General features: G+C 68.2%; 22 protein-coding genes. 11 read left to right on the top strand and 11 right to left on the bottom strand.

Translation table 11 applies throughout. The features are described from left to right. Window positions 1–231 precede the first annotated feature (231 nt). Both J2851_RS32150 and J2851_RS32145 read left to right on the top strand, forming a co-directional pair. Window positions 232–819, top strand: coding sequence for a sigma-70 family RNA polymerase sigma factor (locus J2851_RS32150; protein WP_209772123.1), 588 nt, complete (start codon window positions 232–234; stop codon window positions 817–819). After that, window positions 816–1,490 (top strand): ChrR family anti-sigma-E factor, encoded by a 675-nt coding sequence (locus tag J2851_RS32145; RefSeq protein ID WP_209772078.1) that lies wholly within the window; start codon window positions 816–818, stop codon window positions 1,488–1,490. Before J2851_RS32150 ends, J2851_RS32145 begins: the two co-directional genes overlap by 4 nt. A 187-nt stretch (window positions 1,491–1,677) precedes the next feature. Here the strand turns inward: J2851_RS32145 and J2851_RS32140 are convergent, their stop codons facing one another. Then, window positions 1,678–2,262, bottom strand: coding sequence for an RNA methyltransferase (locus J2851_RS32140; RefSeq protein WP_209772076.1), 585 nt, complete (start codon window positions 2,260–2,262; stop codon window positions 1,678–1,680). Between the two features lie 106 nt (window positions 2,263–2,368). On the opposite strand from J2851_RS32140, the gene J2851_RS32135 reads away from it, so the two are divergent. The 7 genes from J2851_RS32135 to J2851_RS32105 all read left to right on the top strand — a co-directional run bounded on the left by J2851_RS32135 (window position 2,369) and on the right by J2851_RS32105 (window position 10,267). Further along, window positions 2,369–3,478 (top strand): asparaginase, encoded by a 1,110-nt coding sequence (locus J2851_RS32135; RefSeq protein ID WP_209772073.1) that lies wholly within the window; start codon window positions 2,369–2,371, stop codon window positions 3,476–3,478. 99 nt (window positions 3,479–3,577) lie between these two features. Next, a complete protein-coding gene (locus tag J2851_RS32130) occupies window positions 3,578–4,807 on the top strand; it encodes a class I SAM-dependent methyltransferase (protein ID WP_209772069.1) in 1,230 nt (409 codons plus the stop codon). Between the two features lie 149 nt (window positions 4,808–4,956). Further along, the gene (gene rpmI, locus J2851_RS32125) at window positions 4,957–5,157 is read left to right on the top strand and encodes a 50S ribosomal protein L35 (protein WP_209772064.1); all 201 of its coding nucleotides are present in this window, start codon (window positions 4,957–4,959) and stop codon (window positions 5,155–5,157) included. A gap of 20 nt (window positions 5,158–5,177) precedes the next feature. Further along, complete coding sequence (rplT, locus tag J2851_RS32120; protein ID WP_209772062.1) at window positions 5,178–5,549, top strand: 50S ribosomal protein L20; 372 nt, start codon at window positions 5,178–5,180, stop codon at window positions 5,547–5,549. Between the two features lie 233 nt (window positions 5,550–5,782). Beyond that, the gene (pheS, locus tag J2851_RS32115) at window positions 5,783–6,850 is read left to right on the top strand and encodes a phenylalanine--tRNA ligase subunit alpha (RefSeq protein WP_209772059.1); all 1,068 of its coding nucleotides are present in this window, start codon (window positions 5,783–5,785) and stop codon (window positions 6,848–6,850) included. Window positions 6,851–6,863: 13 nt separating this feature from the next. Then, a complete protein-coding gene (gene pheT, locus J2851_RS32110; RefSeq protein ID WP_209772057.1) occupies window positions 6,864–9,260 on the top strand; it encodes a phenylalanine--tRNA ligase subunit beta in 2,397 nt (798 codons plus the stop codon). 440 nt (window positions 9,261–9,700) lie between these two features. Then, window positions 9,701–10,267 carry a response regulator gene (locus tag J2851_RS32105; protein ID WP_246501081.1) on the top strand — a complete coding sequence of 189 codons (567 nt, stop codon included), beginning with the start codon at window positions 9,701–9,703 and terminating at the stop codon, window positions 10,265–10,267. Between the two features lie 21 nt (window positions 10,268–10,288). Here the strand turns inward: J2851_RS32105 and J2851_RS32100 are convergent, their stop codons facing one another. The 3 genes from J2851_RS32100 to J2851_RS32090 form a co-directional block, all read right to left on the bottom strand. Next, complete coding sequence (locus tag J2851_RS32100) at window positions 10,289–11,926, bottom strand: DUF3369 domain-containing protein (RefSeq protein WP_209772054.1); 1,638 nt, start codon at window positions 11,924–11,926, stop codon at window positions 10,289–10,291. Window positions 11,927–12,034: 108 nt separating this feature from the next. Beyond that, a complete protein-coding gene (locus J2851_RS32095) occupies window positions 12,035–12,988 on the bottom strand; it encodes an SH3 domain-containing protein (RefSeq protein WP_209772051.1) in 954 nt (317 codons plus the stop codon). 106 nt (window positions 12,989–13,094) lie between these two features. Further along, window positions 13,095–13,982 (bottom strand): LysR substrate-binding domain-containing protein, encoded by an 888-nt coding sequence (locus J2851_RS32090; protein ID WP_209772049.1) that lies wholly within the window; start codon window positions 13,980–13,982, stop codon window positions 13,095–13,097. Between the two features lie 162 nt (window positions 13,983–14,144). Between J2851_RS32090 and J2851_RS32085 the strand changes: the two genes are divergently transcribed. Continuing rightward, window positions 14,145–14,327, top strand: a complete 183-nt coding sequence (locus J2851_RS32085) for a hypothetical protein (RefSeq protein WP_209772047.1) — start codon at window positions 14,145–14,147, stop codon at window positions 14,325–14,327. Here J2851_RS32085 and J2851_RS32080 read toward each other — a convergent pair. After that, window positions 14,276–15,073, bottom strand: coding sequence for an outer membrane lipoprotein (locus tag J2851_RS32080; RefSeq protein ID WP_209772045.1), 798 nt, complete (start codon window positions 15,071–15,073; stop codon window positions 14,276–14,278). The genes J2851_RS32085 and J2851_RS32080 overlap by 52 nt on opposite strands. Window positions 15,074–15,382: 309 nt before the next feature. Here J2851_RS32080 and J2851_RS32075 point away from each other — a divergent pair, with 309 nt between their 5' ends. Continuing rightward, complete coding sequence (locus J2851_RS32075) at window positions 15,383–15,898, top strand: ferritin-like domain-containing protein (RefSeq protein WP_209772043.1); 516 nt, start codon at window positions 15,383–15,385, stop codon at window positions 15,896–15,898. A gap of 157 nt (window positions 15,899–16,055) precedes the next feature. Here the strand turns inward: J2851_RS32075 and J2851_RS32070 are convergent, their stop codons facing one another. The 6 genes from J2851_RS32070 to glgC all read right to left on the bottom strand — a co-directional run bounded on the left by J2851_RS32070 (window position 16,056) and on the right by glgC (window position 21,929). Further along, window positions 16,056–16,331, bottom strand: coding sequence for a hypothetical protein (locus J2851_RS32070; protein WP_209772041.1), 276 nt, complete (start codon window positions 16,329–16,331; stop codon window positions 16,056–16,058). Further along, window positions 16,318–16,665, bottom strand: a complete 348-nt coding sequence (locus J2851_RS32065; protein ID WP_209772039.1) for a hypothetical protein — start codon at window positions 16,663–16,665, stop codon at window positions 16,318–16,320. The genes J2851_RS32070 and J2851_RS32065 overlap by 14 nt, the downstream gene beginning before the upstream one ends. Next, window positions 16,655–16,891, bottom strand: a complete 237-nt coding sequence (locus J2851_RS36770) for a colicin E3/pyocin S6 family cytotoxin (RefSeq protein ID WP_370881332.1) — start codon at window positions 16,889–16,891, stop codon at window positions 16,655–16,657. Before J2851_RS36770 ends, J2851_RS32065 begins: the two co-directional genes overlap by 11 nt. A 34-nt stretch (window positions 16,892–16,925) precedes the next feature. Further along, window positions 16,926–18,728: a translation elongation factor 4 gene (lepA, locus tag J2851_RS32055; protein WP_209772033.1), complete on the bottom strand. Its 1,803-nt coding sequence runs from the start codon at window positions 18,726–18,728 to the stop codon at window positions 16,926–16,928. 282 nt (window positions 18,729–19,010) lie between these two features. Further along, window positions 19,011–20,489 carry a glycogen synthase GlgA gene (gene glgA, locus J2851_RS32050; protein WP_209772030.1) on the bottom strand — a complete coding sequence of 493 codons (1,479 nt, stop codon included), beginning with the start codon at window positions 20,487–20,489 and terminating at the stop codon, window positions 19,011–19,013. Window positions 20,490–20,660: 171 nt separating this feature from the next. Further along, window positions 20,661–21,929, bottom strand: coding sequence for a glucose-1-phosphate adenylyltransferase (gene glgC / locus J2851_RS32045; protein ID WP_209772027.1), 1,269 nt, complete (start codon window positions 21,927–21,929; stop codon window positions 20,661–20,663). Between the last annotated feature and the right edge of the window lie 145 nt (window positions 21,930–22,074).

Here is a 22,074-nt window from a genome sequence, read left to right as displayed (position 1 = left end):
CAAGGTTGGACGACGGCCGGAAACGAAGGTTGCGACTCCCTCGATCGATTTGGGTGTGCCGATGCCGGTGATCCACCGAGGCCACGGCCGCGTACAAGCCACGTGACCCGAACCGCCGCCAAGACACCGACCGCCCTGCGACGCCCGGACCCGCGCTTTGCCGAGGGGCTGCGCACCCGTCCCCATGTGCTGCCCCTTGTGCCGCGCGCGCTGTTCCCCTTGAATGCGCCGATGCAGGACATCGGTTCTCCAGACACCGGATCGGACCAGACGCTCGAAGACCGGCTGCTCGCGGTCGGGCGGGAGCGGGACCGCGCCGCCTTCGCGGCGCTGTTCGGCCATTTCGCCCCGCGGCTGAAGGCCTATCTGCGCCGTCAGGGCTGCGACGCCGCGGGGGCGGAGGAGCTGGTGCAGGAGGTGATGCTTCTGGTCTGGCGCCGCGCCGAGACCTACGACCCGGCGCAGGCCTCGGCCAGCACCTGGGTCTTCACCATCGCCCGCAACAAGCGAATCGACGTCCTGCGACGGGAGCAGCGGCCGGAGATCGACCCCGACGACCCGGCGCTCGTCCCGGCCCTGGTGCCTGACCGGCCGGAGAGCGCCGACCGGCGCCTGGAAACCCAGGAATCCGCCGGCCGCCTGCGGGCGGCCTTGAAGGATTTGCCGCCGGAGCAAGCGGAACTGCTCCGGCTTGCCTATTTCGAGGATAAGCCCCACAGCGTGATTTCCGCGGAGCGCGGGATCCCGCTCGGCACCGTAAAGTCGCGCCTGCGCCTGGCCATGGAACGCCTGCGCAAGGCCCTGAGGGACACCGCATGACCGTGCCGACCCACCATCCCGGCGACACGCTGCTGATCGACTACGCCGGCGGGGCGCTGGACGAGGCGGTGTCGCTCGCCGTCGCCACGCATCTCGCCCTGTGCCCTTGCTGCCGCCTGAACGTCGCGGAGATGGAGGCCGTCGGCGGCGCGCTGCTGGAGGAGATCGAGCCGGAGGCGGTAGACCCCGCGAGCCTGGAGGCCGTGCTGGCCCGGCTGGACGAGCATCCGCCGCTGCCGCGCGCGGCCGCCCCGGTGCGCCCGCCGAAGCCGATTCCCGTGCCGCTGATCCCGGAACCGCTGCGCCGCTACGTCGGCGACGATCTGTCGCGCCTGCCCTGGACGCGGCTGATGCGGGGCATGGACTGCTGCGACATCCCCCTGTCCGGCCCGCCGGGTGGCCGGTCCAAGGCGCGGCTGATGCGGCTCGGCCCCGGCGTCGGGCCGCCGCACCACACCCACCGCGGGGTCGAGCTGACGCTGGTGCTCGACGGCGGCTTCACCGACGACCTGGGCCAGTTCGGCCGCGGCGACCTGTCCGTCGCCGACGGTTCCATCCGCCACCGCCCGGTCGCGGACGAGGAAGGTTGCCTGTGCCTGGCCGTCACCGACGGGCTGCTGCGCTTCACCGGCGCGCTCGGGCTGATCCTGAACCCGTTCGTGAAGTTCTGACGGGTTGAAGGGGATTCACCACGAAGGCACAAAGGACACAAAGATTTTCACAAAGGAGTTCCGAGATTCCAACGCAAGCGTTGTCAATGCCGGCGCCCCTTTGTGACGTTCTTTGTGTCCTTTGTGCCTTCGTGGTTTTACCCTTTGCCGCCTTTGGACCACGCGCAACAGGCTCGCACTTACTCACTCACTCGTCGTCGCGGATCACCACCGGCTTCTGCTCGCCGCGCATGCGCCGCCGGCGTTCCGGGTTGCGCATGATCTGCCGGCCGTGCTTGTGCTCGGGCCGAAGCTCGGTCGGGCCGCCGACGCGCACGGGGCGTTCGGCGAAGCGGCCCAGGCTGATCATGCGGTCGTACATCACCAGCGCACCGGCCACGCCGACGTTGATGCAGAACTTCATGGGGATCTTCACCACGAAGTCGCAGCGCTCCAGCAACGGCGCCGACAGGCTGCCGCGCTCCGGCCCCAGCACATAGGCGGCGCGGGTCGGGTGGCGGAAGCTGGGCAGGTCCACCGCGTCCTCGGTCAGCTCCACGCCCACCAGCTGGCAGTCCTTGGGCAGGGCCAGGTCGGCCACCCGGTCGTAGACGTAGAGCGGCAGATGCTCGGCAGCGCCGGAGGTGTCCACAAACCGCGCCTCGCGCAGGTCGGGCTCCGGGTCGATGGCGAAGAAGAAGGATGCCCCGAAGGCATGGGCGGAGCGCATCAGGTTCCCGACATTGCCGGGTTTGCTGATCCGTTCGACGCCGACGGCGAAATATCCACGCATGGTCCGAAAATCGCTGCTGGTTCCGGCCCGCAATCAACAACAGCATGGCGGGTCCGAGGGTGCGACACCTTGCCTCGGGGCGCGGAGAGAGGCAAGCTTCGCTCCCATGAGCCACGACCATTCCTCCTGCTGCGGCGGCCACGGCGATCACCACGGCCACGCCCATGACTCCTCTGGCACAGAGGCCCACGCCGACCTGTCCGGACCGCCCGAGGCGCCGATCCTCGTGGAGGTGACCCGCGGCGGAATGGTGGAATCCGTCCACCGCGGCCGCGCCTGCATCGTCGATTCCGACGGCCGGGTCCTCGCCCAGTGGGGCGACATCCAGGCGCCGGTCTACCCGCGCTCCGCCGTCAAGGCCATCCAGGCGATCCCGCTGGTGGAGACCGGCGCGTTCGACGCCTACGGCCTCAGCGACCAGGAGCTGGCGCTCGCCTGCTCCTCCCACAACGGGGAGATCCGTCACACCCGGCTGGCGGAGGCCTGGATCAAGCGCATCGGCCTGACGGTGAACGACTACGAGTGCGGGGCGCACCTGCCGACCGATCCCGACACCGCCCACGAGATGATCCGCCACGGCGAGACGCCGACCGCCTTCCACAACAACTGCTCCGGCAAGCACGCCGGCTTCCTGACCACCGCCCTGCACAAGGGGGAGCCGACCAAGGGCTACGTCCGCTTCGACCACCCCGTGCAGCAGCGCATCCTGGGCGTGACGGAGCAGATGACCGGGCAGGACCTGTCGCACGCCCCCTGGGGCGTAGACGGCTGCGCCATCCCGACCATCGGCATCCCGCTGGCCGCCATCGCCTACGCCATGGCCCGCATCGGCGACCCGAAGGACCTGCCCGACAGCCGCGCCGAGGCGGTGACCCGCATCCGCCGCGCCTGGCGGGCGCATCCTTACCTGATCGCCGGCAAGGGCGCCTTCGACACGGCGATGATGCAGGCGGCCGGCGGGCAGGTGCTGGTCAAAGGCGGGGCCGAGGCCGTGGGCGTCGCCGTCCTTCCGAAGCAGGGGCTGGGCATCGCGCTGAAGATCGACGACGGCACCCCGCGCGCCCGCGAGGTGGCCCTGGCCGCCCTGATCCGCGCGACCAAGGCCCTGCCGGACGAGATGTGGACGCGCGCCGAACAGCTGCTCACCCAGCGCGTCACCAACCGCAACGGCCTGGAGGTCGGCGTGGTCCGCGCGGCGGAGGGGCTGGGCGCATAACTCCGGCATTCCCCTCTCCCGGTCGGGCTGGGAGGGGGGAATTTTGGTCGCCGGGGTGCTATGGTCGCGCACCCGCCAACCTGACCGGCTGCCTTTTTGATGAGCATCGACACCCTGCGCGCCCAGTACGAGGCCTACCCCTATCCCGCGCGCAACCCGGCCGACGAGAAAAAGCGCCTGATCACCGGCTCGCCCAGCCACCTGGACGAGGTGAACCACTTTGTCTTCGGCGGGCGGCTCGACCATGGGAAGCCCCTGAGCGTGCTGGTGGCCGGCGGCGGGACCGGGGACGGGACGATCATGATCGCCCAGCAGATGGCCGATGCGGGCAACCCCGGGCGCGTTACCTACCTGGACCTGTCGGACGCCGCGCGGGCGGTTGCCGAGGCGCGGGGCAAGGCGCGCGGGCTGACCAACATCGACTTCCGCCGCGGCTCCCTGCTGGAGCTGGATGGCCTGGGGCCGTTCGACTACATCGACTGCTGCGGCGTGCTGCACCATCTGGACGACCCGTCGGCCGGCCTGCGCTCCCTGGCCGGGGCGTTGAAGCCCGGCGGCGGCATCGGGCTGATGGTCTACGCGCCCTATGGCCGCACCGGCGTCTACCAAATGCAGGCCGCCCTGCGCACCATCACTGACGACCTGCCGCTCAACGAGAAGGTGGCGCTGGCCAAGCGCCTGATCGGGCATCTGCCGCGCTCCAACTGGCTGCTGAACAACCCCTTCATCGGGGACCACAAACAGGCCGACGCCGACCTGTACGACCTGCTGCTGCATTCCTGCGACCGGCCCTACACGGTGGCGGAGCTGGCGGACCTCGCCGCGTCGGGCGGCCTCGCCGTCGCCGCGCTGATGGAGCCCTACCGCTACGAACCGTCGGTCTGGATCAAGGACCCGCGCCTGCTGAAGCGGCTGGAGGAGCTGACCTGGCTGGAGCGCGCCGCCTGGGTGGAGCAGGTGACCGGCGCCATGACCAAGCACATCGCCTACCTCGTCCGCCCGCAGGATGTGGAGGGTGCCGTCGCCCGTCCGGACGGACCGGAGGTCGTGCCCGTCCTGCGCGACTTGGACGGGGCGGCGCTGGCCAAGGGTCTGCCGCCCGGCGGCGTGCTGGAGGCGGAGCTGATGGGCGCCGTGATCCCCCTGCCGCTGCCGCGCCTCGCCGGCCCGATCCTGGCGCGGGTGGACGGCCGGACGACGCTGGGCGACATCCACCGGGCCGTCGCCGAGAAGGCCGGCGCCCTGTCCTGGGAGGCCTTCCTGGCGCAGTTCACGCAGCTGTTCACCGCGCTGAACGGCGTCGGCAAGATGTATCTGCGCCGTTCCTGACGCCGTAAGGCCCTTTGGGCCGCGGCTGGGCCTTGCGTTACGGCGTAGCGGCGCGTATAACCCTGCGCTCCAACGGGCGGCGAGGCCGGGCCTGAGGCCCAGGGCATGCCCAACCGCCAAGTTCGGAACATCCAACGCAAGGATCGAAAATGCCCAAGCTGAAGACGAAGAGCGGCGCCAAGAAGCGCTTCAAGGTGACCGCGTCCGGTAAGGTCCGCGCCCAGGCGGCCTTCAAGCGCCACTGCCTGGAGCACAAGTCCCCGACGATGAAGCGCAACGCGCGCGGCATGATGACCCTGGCCGAGCCGGACCAGAAGATCGTGCTGAAGAATTGGCTGCGCAACGCCTGATACTGAAGGGGATTTGAACCATGGCTCGTGTTAAGCGCGGCGTCACCACGCACGCCCGTCACCGCAAGATCCTGAAGCTCGCCAAGGGCTACCGGGGCCGCAATTCCAAGAACTTCCGGATTGCGATCGAGAAGGTCGAAAAGGCGCTTCGCTACGCCTACCGCGACCGCCGCAACAAGAAGCGCGATTTCCGCGGCCTGTGGATCCAGCGCATCAACGCCGGCGTCCGCCAGTACGGCCTGACCTACTCGCGCTTCATCAACGGCATCAAGCTGGCCGGCATCGAGATCGACCGCAAGGTCCTGTCGGACTTGGCCGCCCGTGAGCCGGAGGCCTTCAAGGCCATCGTCGACCAGGCCCAGGCCGCTCTCGCCTCCAAGGCCGCCGCGTAAGGTCTCCGCTTCACGGCGGAGCCCCGATCAGGCGCCTGACATGAAAGAAGGGAGCCGTGCCTCTGGGCCGGCTCCCTTTTTCTTTAAAGCGAACTTCCGTTCGCTTTAAATTCACATGGCCTCATTTGCCGGCCGGGCTTCGGCCGCACGTGCGGCCGGGACCGCCGTCGCGGTCCAAAGCGGATCGCAATCCGCTTTAGGTCCGCCAATCCTTATGGCTCGCGGGAAATGACATGCTCGATGCGCTGAAAGACGAACTCCTGTCGCAGGTCAACGCCGCCGGCGACCTCGCCGCCCTCGAAGAGGTGCGGGTGACGGCGCTCGGCAAGAAGGGGCGCATCACCGGCTTCATGAAGGAGCTGGGCGGCCTGTCGCCCGACGAACGCCGCGAGCGCGGCCAGCAGCTGAACGCGCTGAAGGACGAGATATCCCTCGCCATCGACGCGCGCAAGGCCGACCTCGCCCGCGCCCACCTGGAAGCCCGCCTGAAGGCGGAGCGCATCGACGTCACCCTGCCGGTCCGGCCGGAGACGGAGGGGCGCATCCACCCGATCAGCCAGACCATCGACGAGATGGTGGCGATCTTCGCGGAGATGGGCTTCAGCGTCGCCGAAGGGCCGGACGTCGAGGACGACTTCCACAACTTCACCGCCCTGAACTTCCCGCCGGGCCACCCCGCCCGCGACATGCACGACACCTTCTATCTCCCCGATGCGGGCGACAAGAAGATGCTGCTGCGCACGCACACCAGCCCGGTGCAGGTGCGCACCATGCTGAACAAGAAGCCGCCGATCCGCGTGATCGCGCCGGGCCGCACCTACCGGTCCGACTACGACATGACCCACACCCCGATGTTCCACCAGATCGAGGGGCTAGTCATCGACGAGGCGACCAACATGGGGCACCTGAAGGGTTGCCTGATCGAGTTCTGCCGCGCCTTCTTCGACGTGGACGACCTGCCGCTGCGCTTCCGCCCCAGCTTCTTCCCCTTCACCGAGCCGTCGGCCGAGGTGGACATCGGCTGCTCCCGCAAGGGTGGCGAGCTGAAGCTCGGCAACTACGGCGACTGGCTGGAGATCCTGGGCTGCGGCATGGTGCACCCCAACGTGCTGGAGGCCTGCGGCATCGACAGCACGAAGTACCAGGGCTTCGCCTTCGGCATGGGGATCGAGCGCGTGGCGATGCTGAAGTACGGCATCCCCGACCTCCGCACCTTCTTCGAAGCCGACCTCCGCTGGCTGAAGCATTACGGCTTCGTGCCGCTCGACGTTCCCAGCATGGCCCAGGGCCTGACGCGCTAAAGGAGCCGGACCCATGAAGTTCACGCTGTCCTGGCTGAAGGACCATCTGGAGACCGACGCCACGCTCGACCAGATCGTGGAGAAGCTGACCGCCCTCGGCCTGGAGGTCGAGGGGGTGGAGGACCGCTCGAAAGAGCTAAAGCCCTTCCGCGTCGCCCACGTCCTCTCCGCCGAGAAGCACCCGGATGCCGACAAGCTGCGCGTGCTGGTGGTCGACACCGGCACCGAGAAGCTCCAGGTCGTCTGCGGCGCGCCCAACGCGCGCGCCGGCCTGAAGGGCGTCTTCGCGCCGGAGGGGGCCTACATCCCCGGCTCCGACATCACGCTGAAGAAGGGCGTCATCCGCGGCGTCGAGTCGAACGGCATGATGTGCTCCGAACGCGAGCTGAAGCTGTCGGAGGAGCACAACGGCATCATCGAGCTGCCGGACGACGCGCCGGTCGGCGTCGCCTACGCCGAGTATGCGGGCCTGGGCGACCCGGTCATCGACATCAGCCTGACGCCCGACCGCGCCGACTGCGCCGGCGTGCGCGGCATCGCCCGCGACCTCGCGGCGGCGGGGCTGGGCACGCTGAAGCCGCTGGCGGCGGAGCCGGTGAAGGGCGCCTTTCCCAGCCCGCTCGGCGTCGCCATTGAGGCGCCGGACGCCTGCCCGATGTATGTCGGCCGCATGTTCCGGGGCGTGAAGAACGGCCCGTCGCCGAAGTGGCTGCACGACAAGCTGCTGGCCATCGGGCTGCGGCCGATCTCCGCGCTGGTGGACATCACCAACTACATCACCTTCGACCTGTCGCGTCCGCTGCACGCCTTCGACGCCGACAAGGTGAAGGGCGGGATTGTCGTGCGCATGGCGCGCGAGGGGGAGGTTCTGCCGGCTCTGAACGGCAAGGAATACGCCCTCGATCCCAGCATGACGGTGATCGCCGACCATGAGCGGGCCGAGGCGCTGGCCGGCATCATCGGCGGCGAGACGTCGGGCTGCACCGAGACGACCACCAACGTCTTCCTGGAAGCGGCGATCTTCGATCCGGTCCGCACGGCGCAGACCGGCCGCAAGCTGGGCGTCGAGTCGGACGCCCGCTACCGGCTGGAGCGCGGTGTCGACCCGGCGGCGGTGATCCCGGGCATGGAGCGCGCCACCCGCCTGATCCTGGAGATCTGCGGCGGCGAGGCGTCGGATCTCGTCGTCGCTGGGCAGGAGCCGGAGTGGCGGCGCACCCTGACCCTGCGGCCTGGCCGAGTCGCCAGCCTGGGCGGCGTGGATCTGCCGCAGGAGGAGCAGCGGCGCATCCTGACGGACCTCGGCTGCGAGATCGCGGGCGAAGATGCGGACGGCACGCTGCGCGTCGTCCCGCCCTCCTGGCGCGCCGACATCCACGGCGAGGCCGACTTGGTGGAGGAGGTGCTGCGCGTCCACGGCTTCGACGCCATCCCGGCGACCCCGCTACCGCGCGACAGCGTGCTGACCCGCCCGGCCCTGACGACCAAGCAGCGCCGCGTCGGGCTCGCCAAGCGCACGCTGGCCGTGCGCGGCCTGTCGGAGGCGGTGACCTGGTCCTTCATGGCCGGCCCGGTGGCGGAGCTGTTCGGCGGCGTGGACGCGGGGCTCAAGCTGGTCAACCCGATCAGCGCCGACCTGGACGTCATGCGCCCGTCGATCCTGGGCAACCTGATCCAGGCCGCGGGGCGCAACGCCGACCGCGGCTTCGCCGACGTCGGCCTGTTCGAGGTCGGCCCGGCCTTCCGCAAGCCGACGCCCGACGGGCAGGACATCGTGGCCGCCGGCATCCGCGCCGGCAACGCGGTGCCGCGCCACTGGGCGGTGAAGGCCCGCGGCGTCGACGCCTTCGACGCCAAGGCCGACGCGCTGGCGGTTCTGGAGGCGGCCGGCGCCCCGACCGCCAACCTGCAGGTCACCACCGACGCCCCGGGCTGGTACCACCCCGGCCGGTCGGGCGTGCTGCGCCTCGGCCCTACCGTGATGGCCCGCTTCGGCGAGATCCATCCGATGGTGCTCGATACGCTGGGCGTGAAGAGCCCGGTGGTCGGGTTCGAGGTCTTCCTGGACACCATCCCGCTGCCCAAGAAGAAGGGCGGCACGGCCAAGCCGCTGGTCCAGCTCTCCCCCTTCCAGCCGCTGGAGCGCGACTTCGCCTTCGTCGTCGGCCAGGACGTGGAGGCCGACAAGCTGGTCCGCGCCGCCAAGGGGGCCGACAAGGCCCTGGTCAAGGAGGTGGCGGTGTTCGACGTCTATCAGGGCACCAACGTCGAGGAGGGCAAGAAGTCGGTGGCGCTGTCCGTCACGCTTCAGCCGACCGAGCGCACCCTGACCGACGAGGAGATCGAGGCGGTCGGCCAGAAGATCGTCGCCGCGGTCGTCAAGGCGACGGGCGGTTCGCTGCGCTCTTGACGCAAAGGGGCCTGGCGCAAAAGATCCTGCGACAAATTAAGGACTCCCGCCGGCCGGCGGGGGTCCTTTTTCTTTTGGGGAACCCTTCGGCCAAGGTCGGTCCGCCTCCTGCCCCATGGATTGTTCCGGTACCGAGACGTATGGTTGCGGAGGGCACAGGCTCGGATTGCGGCCGCGCCGGATCCTGCATATGCGTTTTTTCAGGGTTGAGCGGTCTTTCTCGATCAGATAAAGCGAATAAACGGCCTAAAAACCTGTTTCCCAGTGTGGGGAACGAATGGTATCGAAACGAATCTGAAATTTCGGCAGACGGAAATGTTTCTCTTCTGAAATGAATTCTCGGGATTTTTGGATAGTCGAACATTAATCTTTATCCTTTATGTTGTCTTTGGATGGACATTGACCGGACCGCGGTCGTTGGAGCACTGGTGAGAGTTCCCATGTTGCAGGCATCGAACGAAATGGCTGGAGTCCTGTCCGTCGCCGCCGGTGCTGTCCCGCTGCCGGGTCAGGCGGCAGCGGGCGCATGGTCCCGCCAGTGCGCCGTGTCCGGCGTCTCCGGCAACGGGGACGGGAGCGGCGGCGAAGCCCAGCGCCAAGGCGACGGCGAACGGGCACCGGGACCGGGGGCGAGCCGGCTGATCGTGGTGGTCGACGACGACCGCTCCATCGTCGAAGGCTTGGCGCTCCTGCTCGAAGGCTGGGGCTACGAGGTGCTGACCGCGCTCTCGCTGGCCGAACTGGCGCAGCGCCTGCCGCAGGCGACCGGGCGACCCGGGCTCGTGCTGGCCGACCATTTCCTGCCCGCCGGCGGCACCGGCGCCCAGGCGGTGGAGATGGTGCGCAACCATGTCGGCGCCCCGGTGCCGGCCTTGATCCTGACCGGCGACACCACCCCCGAACGGCAGGCCGAGGCGGCCGCGCTCGGCTGCCGCCTGCTGCACAAGCCCGTGCAGATCGGCCCGCTGAAGGAGATGGTGGACGGCCTGATGACGGGCGAGGGCTGAGGGCAGCCGTAACGGTTGGCCTCAGCCGGGCCGGAAGTCGCCGGCCACGTCCATGAAGGCTTCGACCACCAGCGGATCGAAGCGGGTGCCGGACTGGCGCCGAACCTCCGCCACCGCCACGTCATGGTCCAGCGCCCGGCGATAGGGCCGCTCGCGGGTCATGGCGTCGAAGCTGTCGGCGACCGCCACGATGCGGGCGCTCAGCGGGATGGCGTCGCCGCGCAGCCGGTCCGGATAGCCGGTGCCGTCCCAGTTCTCGTGGTGCGACCGCGCGATCTCCGCCCCCAGATGCAGGTAGGTGCGGCTGTCCGACCGGCGGCTGGCGCGTTCCAGCAGCTCCCATCCGGCCAGCGTGTGGCGCTGCATGGCATCGCGCTCCTCCGGCGACAGGGGGCCGGCCTTGCCCAGGATCACCGGGTCGATGGTCGCGTTGCCGACATCGTGCAGGATGGCGGCCAGACCCACCGACTCCAGGAAATGCTCGTCGATGGCGTGCGCGAAGTGGCCGCGGTCGCGCAGGCGGCGGGCGATCCGCTCCGTCACCAGGGCGATGCGGGGAATGGCGTCCGGCGCCTCCGCACCGCGCTCGGCCATGCCGGCCATGGCGATCAGCGTGCTCTGCTGGGTGCGGCGCAGCTGCTCGAACAGGTGCAGGTTGTCGAAGCCGACGGAAATCTTCCGGCAGAACACCTCGATCAGGTTCCGGTCCAGTTCCGACAGCGGCCGGTCGGACCGCAGGTAGACCACGTTCTCCCGGTCGTTGGGGGTGCGGATGTAGAGGGTGCAGTGGTCGGCGTCGTAGTGGTTGCTGCGCGTCTCCAGGCAGCGCAGGACGGCGCCGAGGACGGGCGGATCGATGTGGTCGGCTGCCGGCTCGTCGATCAGCGACTCGAAGCGCCCCGACCCGGCCAGAACGTAGAGACCATCGCGGGCGAGCCCGTCCCGCGCACCGCCCAGCACCGCGCCGCGCTGCACGCACAGGATGGCGTCCGGCCCGACGCCGAGGATGCCGGACAGCTGGGTCAGCACCCCCGCGGCGAACAGCTTCATCGACCGCGCCTGGAACAGCGACGACGATGCCTCGATGATCTTTTCCAGCCCGCGGCGATTCATCTCGATCGCCATGATGTCCTCGTAGGACCTCAGCGCGGCGACCGTGGTGGTGAAGAGCTGCTGGGCGGTCAGCTGCGTCTTCGCCTTGTAGTCGTTGATGTCGTAGTCGAGGATCACCGCCCGTTCCGGCGCCTGGCCCGGCTGGCCGGTGCGCAGGATGATGCGCACGTGCCGGTTCTTCAGGACCTCGCGGATGTGATGGACCAGCTGCAGGCCGGCGTCGTCGGTTTCCATCACCACGTCCAGCAGGATGATGGCGATGTCGTCCTCGCGCGCCAGGATGTCCTTCGCCTCGGCCGCGGAATGGGCGGACAGGAAGTGGGCGGAGCGGCCCTTGTAGGAAAAGTCGGCCAGGACGAGCTTGGTGATGGAGTGCACCTCCGGCTCGTCGTCCACGATCAGCATCTTCCAGCGGTTCGCCGGGCTGACCGGCGCGGACTCGCGTTCGCCGCCGCCGTCATCCTGGTCGTCCAGGAAGAGGAAGTCGTCCTCGCCCCCCGGGGCGGCGCCGGTGGAAGCGGGGGGATTTGGGGCGGCGTTGGTCATGGTGGGTGCCCGATCAGGACCGGCGGGAGACAGGGAGCTTAACACGGTAAGGCTGTACACGGGCAAATTCGAAATTCAATACAGTTTGTACGGAAAGAATTAAGAATTTTAGAATGTGTCGAGTTCGATCACCCAGCAGTCGCGCCCGCGCTGGGCCAGGGCTCCGCAAACGTTGTCCACCTGGGTGCGGGTGAAGGGCCCCAGCCCCATGTCGTAGGTGGTGCGGGGGCCGCGGAACACCGGCCAGACCATGGGCGGCAGGTCGCGGTAGGCCGACCCGGCGCCGGCCGTGAACTCCTGCCAGGCGCGCAATCCCTCCGCGTGGCTGACATATTCGCCCAGCCGCGCGGCGTAGAGCGGCCCGGGCTCCAGCGGTGGCATGCCAGGCAGCGGGTAGGGGGCGACCACCCCGACCAGCCCGTCCACCATGGCCACGGCCTTGGCCCGGCCGGGCATGGACAGGGTCGCGCGGCCGTTGGACGCGTCGATGACGCCCAGCACGTCGCCCTTGCGCAGGGTGAATCCGCGCCGCTTCTTGCTGTCCAGGATCTCGGTGGCGGCGATGGGCTGTGTGGCGACCACATAGCCCTGGGCCGGCACCTGGGCGGCGATCTCCCAGGAGGCCCGGGGCACCACGGCGGCGTTGCGGTGATGGACGGCCGGTTCGCCCGGCTTGGCCGCCCGGGCGCCGCCGCCCGCGGTGCTGACCGGCCGCGCCACCATCAGCGCCGGGTCCAGCGAATCGGCCGGGACATAGCCGATCGGCTGGCCGCCGATCGCGACCTCCGTCCAGCTGGTGCCGCGCGGCGTGCCGAGCGCGTTCAGCGCCTTGCCGCGCGACAGCGTCATGACGATGCGGGCGTCCTCGTTCGGGCCGATGCGCACCTCGATGTCGCGGTTCAGCACCACCTCGCCGGTCAGGGGGGCGCCGATGGCGACCGGGCTCTGCGCCATGGCGCCCGGCGCGAACCATAGGGTGGCCGTGGCGAGGATCAGGTGCAGCGCGACGGCCTTCAGGCCTGACGAGCGGGCGCGCTGGGCGGTGCCGGAACGCTTCTTCATGGTGGTTAGCCCTTCGGGTGACCACCCATTGTGCATCGGCGCGCCGCGCGCGGGCAACCGGACGATGAGCGGACGGCCGCCGCCGATGACGATGTTACGGGCTGAGCTACGGAGCCGTGGGTCCCAGCAAGTCGTGGATCGCGTCGGCCAGCAGCCGGACGGGCTTCGCCGCCATGCCGGGGGCGCGGTGCAGCGCCATGTCCACGTCGGGCAGGGCGGGGAAACCGTCCGCCTCCGTCAGGCGGCGCAGCGTCGGCGGCACGGTGCAGGCCTCCATGGCCGTCACACCCAGCCCGCCCAGCACGGCGCCGTGGACGGCGACCACGCTCTTGCTGGTGAAGGCGACCCGCCAGCCGCGCCCGATCTCCTCCAGCGTCGCCACCGCGAGGTCGCGCACCACGCAGCCCTTGGGAAAGAGGGCGAGCGGCAGCGGATCCTCCCGTTCGATAGCGCCTTTGTTGGGGCCTTTGTTGGGATTGAGCGGCGGGGCGACCCAGGCCACCGGCTCCCGCCGGACCAGCTCGCCGCTCTTGGTGTCGGGGTGGCGGGTGACGAGGGCGAGGTCGTAGCGGCCCTTCTCGATCTCCGCCACCAGGTCGGGGCTGTTGTCGCACACCACCTCCACCGTCACCTCCGGATAGGCGGCGGCGAAGCGGGCCAGCACCTCGGGCAGCAGCATGGTGGCGTAGTCGTCGGGCGAGCCGATGCGCACGCTGGCGATGGAGACGGGGCGGCGCATCAGCGCCATCACCTCGTCGTTCAGCGTCAGCATGCGGCGCGCGTAGGTCAGCAGAAGCTCGCCCTCCCCGGTCAGGCTGACGCTCTTGGTGTCGCGCTGGAACACGCGCTTGCCGACGACCTCCTCCAGCCGGCGGACCTGCTGGCTGACGGCGGCCTGGGTGCGGCCCAGCGCGTCGCCGGCACGGGTGAAGCTGCGCGCGTCGGCGACGGCGACGAAAGCGCGCAGGAGGTCGGTGTCGAGGTTGGCCGGCATGGTCGCGCCATTGAAGCAGAGGGATGCGCCAGGATCAACGCAGGGAATGTTCAACGCGGGAAATGACCATCACAGTCTGTGATGATCCTCATAAAACCTATTCGTTTCCAAGATTTTCCGCGCGGGCGCACGGTACCCCCCGACACAAGGAGGGCTGCGGCCATGGGCGTGTTCGACGCGATGACAACGGTGGTGCTGGAGGCCGGGCGGATGGACCCCGCCAGCGGCGGAAAGGGCGGAGGCGAGGGCGCCCCCGCGGTGCCGGAACCGCGGCCCTGGCGGTTCCGCCTTCCTTACATGCCGGCGCTGGGAGCGCTGGTCGCGGCGGTGCTGGTGGTCGGCTGAGCCTGGACGGGGGCCGCGTCGGCCGCCGGTGCGGGCGCGGCGGGCGGCGCGATGGAGATAGGGCCGCCCTTGACCGCAGGTTCCGTCGCGGGAGCAGGATCGGCCACGGTGGCGGGCGCCGGCGTGGCGGCGGGCGGAAGCTCCTTCGCCTCGACGGCCTTGGCTTCGGCCGCCCCGGACTCGACCGCCGCGTCGGGCTTCTTCTCCTCGGGCTTCGGGTCTTCGGCTTTCGCCGGCTCCTCGGCCTTGGGCTTGTCCTTGGCGACTGCCGGCTCGTTCTCCGTCGCGTAGTCCGGGATGATGCGGGCTTGGCTGCCGGTGATGACCAGCACCTTCTGGCCCACGGCCAGCGGCCTCTCTTCCTTCTGGGTCAGCGACAGAAGCTCGCCGTCCGGCTTGCGGACGATGTATTCCCAGCCGGTGGTGTCGCCGGTCACATGCTCGATCGAGGTGCCGAGCAGGCCGCCGATGGCCGTGCCGGTGACCGCGCCCAGCGCCGCGTTCATGCCGATGGCGCCCGACTGCGACCCGAGCACGCCGCCGGCCGCCCCGCCGGTGACCGCGCCCACGGTGCCGTTGGTGCTGATCTTGACCTCGCGGAATCCGATCACGACCGCGCGCTCCACCTTGTTCGCCTGCTGGGTGGCGGTGGCGGCGTAGGTGTTCGGGGAGTAGTTCGGGGTGCAGCCTGCGAGAAAACCGGCGAGGACGACGGCGGACAGGCCAAACGTGCGTGTGCGTGTCAAGGGACATCATCCGTTCGGAAGCCTGTCCGTGTGATAGGCGATCCGGCCGCGGGAGTCACCCGACATTTTTCGGCGCTTTCGATGGAGCAAGGCGGGGCCGCGGCGCCGATGAACATTTTTTCGGCGCATGGTGATCCATCCCGGCATCCTCTTCGTAACAAAGCAGAACAGCATAAATGCGCGAGAATGCTAGAAATATGATCGTTTCGTGAAGCGACGGCCCAAGATCAAAAAGGAATTTCCAGGGCAGGAACTTTTGCGGCGTTTCCCGGTTGGGCGCGTATCAAACCAGCCGAGGAGCTTTCTGTTATGGCTTCGCCGTCGAATGCTGTGAACGACATTTTCATTGCGGGCCTCCGCAACACGCACGCGCTGGAAATGGAAGCGCTGCAGATCATGAACCGCCAGGTGGAGCGGCTTCAGAACTACCCGGAGCTGGAGCAGGCCCTGCGCCAGCACATCGCCGAGACCGAGCAGCAGCGCAAGCGCATCGAAGAGGCGATGAACGAGGTCGGCGTCAGCCCGTCGAGCATCAAGGAGGCCATCTTCGGCCTGATCGGGAACGTCGGGGCCGTGGCGCACACGCCGGCCGCCGACGAGATTCTGAAGAACATGTTCGCGAACCACGCCTTCGAGAACTATGAGATCGCCGCCTACAAGTCGCTGATCGTCATGGCCGAGACCGCAGGCTTCAAGAACATCTCCGGCTTCCAGAAGTCGCTCCGCGAAGAGGAAGCCATGGCGCAGACGATGAACCAGCTGGTGGAGCCGATCACCCGGAAATATATCAGCCTGGAGCAGAAGGAAAAGACGGCAAGCCACTGAACGGCCGGCAATGTTGCGAACGGAAAGGGGGGCCGAAAGGCCCCCTTTTGCTGTTCGAACCGTAGGTTTGGTGGAGCGCCAGCGCAACCCAACGCAGGTTCCATCGCCACGATGTCGGGTTGCGGCTTCGCCTCCACCCAACCTGCATGTCTGTGGCCTAAGGATTGGCGCCGGCGTCTTCCAACCGGACGAGCACGATTTTCAGAAGCTTGGCATCGTCATCCACGCGGAAGACAATGGACAAGGATGATTGTCCAAGCGGGTCGGTCGTTCTTAGAATTTTCTCCGGGGCGCCGGGAATGGTTTGCGCGCGCGGGCTGTGGCCATCCGATTCCAAGAGAGATTTGATCGCTGCGACCACCGGCGTCAACAGCCGGGGCGGCAGACGCTCCATGGCATGCGCCGCGCTACGGGAGAAATCAGGTTCGAGCATGGCCGCTCTCCCGGCCCGAATGGCTGGTTGCCGTGAAGCGCGCGAGAAAAGCATGGCTTCGGTCCGGTCCGATAAAGCCGCCCCGTTCGATGTCCCTGATCTCTGCGACCAAGGCGCTCAACGGTTTTCCCAACTGATGCTCGACCAAGATTGCCGGAAGCTCGCGTGGATCCCTGACCCAACGCCAATATTGATCGTGGGTCATCCCAAGATGATCGGCCAAACTTCCGGAACCATCGCCAAGATGCCAAGCCTCAACGGCATCATCGATGTCTTCCGGCTTCGTCTTTCCCGCGAGGCACAAGTCGAGGAACGAGGCATCGTCAATGGACATTCAACCGTCTCCCCCGCACCGGATCCTTCAATGGCCGACCGTCCTCGGGATGCAGCGACCCCAAATGGTATCCACGTCGATCGAACATCTCAACTTCGCCGTGGAGCGCATCCCAGGAATAATATCGGGTTCCATCCTGGTTTTTCCAAACCTTCCGGCCGTCGATCACCTTGTGGAAATCGAAACCGTCCAAAATGGACGGTTTCGGTGGAACATGACGGGCCATCGCGCTTTACGGCGTTGATCGGGGCACGCCGCGATCACTCGTCGCCCATCTTGAGGGCGGCGATGAAGGCGCTCTGCGGGATTTCGACCTGGCCGAACTGGCGCATGCGCTTCTTGCCTTCCTTCTGCTTGTCCAGCAGCTTGCGCTTGCGGCTGATGTCGCCGCCGTAGCACTTAGCCGTCACGTCCTTACGGAGCGCGCCGATGCTCTCGCGGGCGATGATCTTGCCGCCGATGGCGGCCTGCACGGCGATCTTGAACAGCTGGCGCGGGATCAGCTCCTTCAACCGCTCGCACAACTGGCGGCCGCGCCGCTCCGACTGGGAGCGGTGGACGATCATCGACAGGGCGTCCACCGGCTCGGCGTTCACCAGGATGGACATCTTCACGAGGTCGCCTTCCTCGTAGCTGTCCATCTGGTAGTCGAAGCTGGCGTAGCCGCGGCTGATCGACTTCAGCCGGTCGTAGAAGTCGAAGACCACCTCGTTCAGTGGCAGGCGGTAGACCAGCATGGCCCGGGCGCCGGCGTAGGTCAGTTCGATCTGCTGGCCGCGCCGCTCGGTGCAGAGCTGGAGCACGCCGCCCAGATACTCGTCGGGCAGCATGATGGTGGCCTTGATCCACGGCTCCTCAATGTGGTCGATCTTCATCACGTCCGGCATGTCGGCCGGGTTGTGCAGATCCCGCACCGTGCCGTCGGTCATGTGCAGCTTGTAGACCACCGACGGGGCGGTGGTGATCAGGTCCAGGTTGAACTCGCGCTCCAGCCGCTCCTGGATGATCTCCAGATGCAGCAGGCCGAGGAAGCCGCAGCGGAAGCCGAAGCCCAGCGCGGCCGACGTTTCGGCCTCGTAATGGAAGCTGGCGTCGTTCAGCTTCAGCTTGCCCAAGGAATCGCGCAGCCGCTCGAAGTCGGCGGCGTCCACCGGGAACAGGCCGCACCACACCACGGGGATGGAGGGCTTGAAGCCGGCCAGCGGCTCGGCGGCGGGCTTCCGGTCCTCGGTGATGGTGTCGCCGACCTTGGTCTGCGTGATGTCCTTGATGGCCGCCGTGATGAAGCCCATCTCGCCCGGCCCGAGTTCGCCGGTCAGCAGGGCCTTCGGGGTGAAGACGCCGACGCGGTCCACCTCGTGCGCGCTGCCGGTGGCCATGAAGCGGACCTTCTGGTTGACCTTCAGCCGGCCGTCCACCACGCGCACCAGGATGACCACGCCCAGGTACGGGTCGTACCAGCTGTCGACCAGCAGGGCCTTCAACTCCGCGTCGGCGTTGCCCTTGGGCGCGGGCAGGCGCTGCACCACGGCTTCCAGCACGGCGTCGATGTTCAGGCCGGTCTTGGCCGAGATCTCGACGGCGTCGGAGGCGTCCAGGCCGATCACGTCCTCGATCTGCTGCTTCACGCGGTCGGGCTCCGCCGCCGGCAGGTCGATCTTGTTGAGGACCGGGATGATCTCGTGGTTGTTGTCGATCGCCTGATAGACGTTGGCGAGCGTCTGCGCCTCCACGCCCTGGGAGGCATCGACCACCAGGATCGAGCCCTCGCAGGCGGCGAGGCTGCGGCTGACCTCGTAGGCGAAATCGACGTGGCCCGGCGTGTCCATCAGGTTCAGCGTGTACTGCTGCCCGTCCTTGGCCTTGTAGAGCAGGCGGACGGTCTGCGCCTTGATGGTGATGCCGCGCTCGCGCTCGATGTCCATGCTGTCGAGCACCTGTTCGCGCATCTCGCGCGAATCGAGGCCGCCGCACTGCTGGATCAGCCGGTCGGCAAGGGTCGACTTGCCGTGGTCGATGTGCGCGATGATCGAGAAATTGCGGATGTGCGAAAGGTCAGTCATCGGTGCCCGGAGCCCTGGTTTGGGGCGGAACATAAGGCGGACGGGGGATATGCGCAATGGCGGTGTGGGCGCTGGAACGCCGTCGCGGGCAACAGGGTCTTCACGGATTTCGCGGATTTAGACACGGATTTTCCGCGCATTGCTCCACAGGCGCCAGTAAACGGATTCGGCGTTAAGGAGCAACAGCAATATTAAAAGTAAAAATTCGTGTAATCCGTGCTCAAATCAGTGCCATCCGTGAAGACCCTGTTGCCCGCCAAATGTCCCGAGCGTCCCCCGGACTCACGCCACCAGCGCCGGGGCGACTTCCCGGTAAAGCTCCATGTACTCCTCGGCCGGGCCGTGCCAGCCGAAGTCGCGGGTCATGGCGCGCTGCTGCATGGCGTGCCAGCGCTCCGGCTTGCGGTAGGTGAGCATGGCGCGGCGCAGGGCCCAGGTCAGCTCCTGATTGGTGGCGTTGACGAACTGGAAGCCGGTGGCGCTGCCGTCGTTCATCGCCGCCGGGTTGGCGTCCACGATGGTGTCGGCCAGTCCGCCGGTGCGGCGGACCAGCGGCAGGGTGCCGTATTTCAGCGCGTAGAGCTGCGTCAGCCCGCAGGGCTCCGACCGGGACGGCACCAGCAGCAGGTCGGACCCGGCCTGGATGCGGTGGGACAGCGCCTCGTCGTAGCCGATTCGCGCGCCGACCGACTTGGGGTACCAAGTGGCGAGGTGGCGGAAGCCGGCCTCCAGCGCTGGCTCGCCGCTGCCCAGGACGGCGATCTGGCCGCCCCAGGCGATCCACTGCGTCGCCGCCTCCAGAACGAGGTCCAGGCCCTTGTGCCCCGTCAGGCGGCTGACCACGCCGGCGATCGGGGCGTCGGGCCGGCGGTCCAGCCCGAAGGCGGCCTGGAGATCCGCCTTGCACAGGTCCTTGCCGCCGAGGTCGTCGGCGCCGTAGCGGGCGGTGATGAGCGGGTCGGTCGCCGGATCCCAGACGTCGTAGTCGACGCCGTTCAGGATGCCGGTCAGCGTGTCGGACCGGCCGGCCAGCAGGCCTTGCAGGCCGGCGCCGTGCTCGTCGGTCTGGATTTCGTGGGCGTAGGTCGGGCTGACCGTGGTCAGGCGATCGGAATAATAGCAGCCGGCCTTCAGGAAGCCGACGCCGCCATAATACTCCACCCCGTCGACGCGGAAGGCGGCGGAGGGCAGGCCCAGGTCGCTCATCATCCAGGCGCCGAACAGGCCCTGGTAGGCGATGTTGTGGATGGTCAGCACCGTGCCCGGGCGGAACGGGCCGGCGAAGCGGTCGGGGCGCAGCTCCAGATAGGCCGGGATCAGGCCGGTCTGCCAGTCGTGCCCGTGCAGCACCTCCGGCCGCCACCAGGGATCATAGGCCTTCGTCGCGGCGAAGCCCGCCGCGCACCAGGACAGCGCCGCGAAGCGCTCCGCGTTGTCGGGCCAATCCCGGCCGTCCGGCCCCAGGTAAGGATTGCCCGGCCGGTCGTAGAGCGACGGCGCGTCCAGCACGTAGGCCAGCACCCCGTCCGCCGTCCGGCCGATCAGCAGCCGGGCGGGGGCGCCGCCCGGAAGGTCGGTGACCGGCTCCCCCACCGGCTGGAGGTCGGCCAGGCCGTTCAGCACCGCCGGGTAGCCCGGCATCAGCAGGCGGACGTCCGCGCCGGACCGGTTGAGGGCGACCGGCAGGGCCGCGGAGACATCGGCCAGCCCGCCGGTCTTGACGAGCGGGTAGCATTCCGGCGTGACGTACAGGACGCGCATGCGAAGTGGGTCTTTCCGTTTCTTCTTGGTTTTTAGAGCCCTTCTCCCCTTGAGGGGAGAGGGGTTGGGGTGAGGGTGGCGCCGGCGGTGCCGGCCGCAAGCTTTTCTCCGCCCTGTCGGGCGTAACGACCCCTCATCCCAACCCTTCTCCCCCAAGGGGAGAAGGGCAGTTTACTTCTCCAGCCGGTCGATCATGTCCTGGGTGATCAGGCACACGCCGCCCTCGCTGCGGTAGAAGCGCTTGGCGTCCAGCTCCGGATCCTCGCCGACGACGAGGCCCTCCGGGATCACCACGCCGCGGTCGATGACCACCTTCCTGAGACGGCAGTGGCGGCCGATGTCGCAGTCCGGCAGGACCACGGCCTCGTGCAGCTCGCTGAAGGAGTTGACGCGCACCTCGCTGAACAGGAGCGAGTTCTTCACCAGCGAGCCGGAGATGATGCAGCCGCCGGACACCAGGCTGTCCACCGCCATGCCGCGCCGGTCCTCGTCGTCGAAGACGAACTTCGCAGGGGGCAGCTGCTCCTGGTAGGTGAAGATCGGCCACTCGCGGTCGTACATGTTCAGCTGCGGCGTGACGTGGCAGAGGTCCAGGTTGGCCTCCCAATAGGCGTCGATGGTGCCGACGTCGCGCCAGTAGGGCTCCGACTCGTGGCCGTTGAGGATCGCCGACTCCGCGAAGTCGTGCGCCATCACGCGGCAGCCGTTCCTCACCATCCAGGGGATGATGTCCTTGCCGAAATCGCGGCTCGACCCCGGCTCGTTGAAGTCGCGCTCCAGCTGGTCGTACAGGAACTCCGCGTTGAAGACGTAGATGCCCATGCTGGCCAGCGCCTTGTCCGGCTTGCCGGGCATCGGCGGCGGGTCGGCCGGCTTCTCGATGAAGTCGATGACGCGGTGCGTCTCGTCGATGTGCATGACGCCGAAGCCGGTCGCCTGCTCCCGCGGCACCTCGACGCAGGGAACGGTCACGTCGGCCTTCTTGGCGATGTGGTCCAGCAGCAGCGCGCCGTAGTCCATCTTGTAGATGTGGTCGCCGGCCAGAATCAGGATGTATTCCGGCTCGTGCCCGCGCAGGATGTCCAGGTTCTGGTACACGGCGTCGGCGGTGCCCTGGTACCAGGCGGTCTCGCTGATGCGCTGCTGGGCGGGCAGCAGGTCGCAGAACTCGTTCATCTCGCCGCGGAAGAAGTTCCAGCCGCGCTGCAAATGGCGCAGCAGGCTGTGCGACTTGTACTGGGTCAGCACGCCGATGCGGCGGAAGCCCGAGTTGATGCAGTTCGACAGCGCGAAATCGATGATCCGGAACTTGCCGCCGAAATAGGTGGCGGGCTTGGCGCGCCGGTCGGTGAGCTGCTTCAGGCGGCTGCCCCGACCACCGGCCAGGACCAAAGCCACCGCGCGGCGCGGCGCCAGACGCAGATCCCGTTTGTCGAGCATGGTGGTCTCCCTTTCATTCTTTTTGTCGCCGACCATCCGCCGCGGCCATCCAGGGCCGCGCGGAGGGTGGCTCGGCGCACGTCCCGATCGGCGCACATCTCAATCGGTGTCGCGAGCGCGACCGTGCCACATTCCCCCGGTCGGG

It is taken from the genome of Azospirillum rugosum (assembly GCF_017876155.1).
Taxonomy (GTDB): Bacteria; Pseudomonadota; Alphaproteobacteria; order Azospirillales; family Azospirillaceae; genus Azospirillum; species Azospirillum rugosum.
This window is presented reverse-complemented; position numbering and strand designations above follow the sequence as displayed.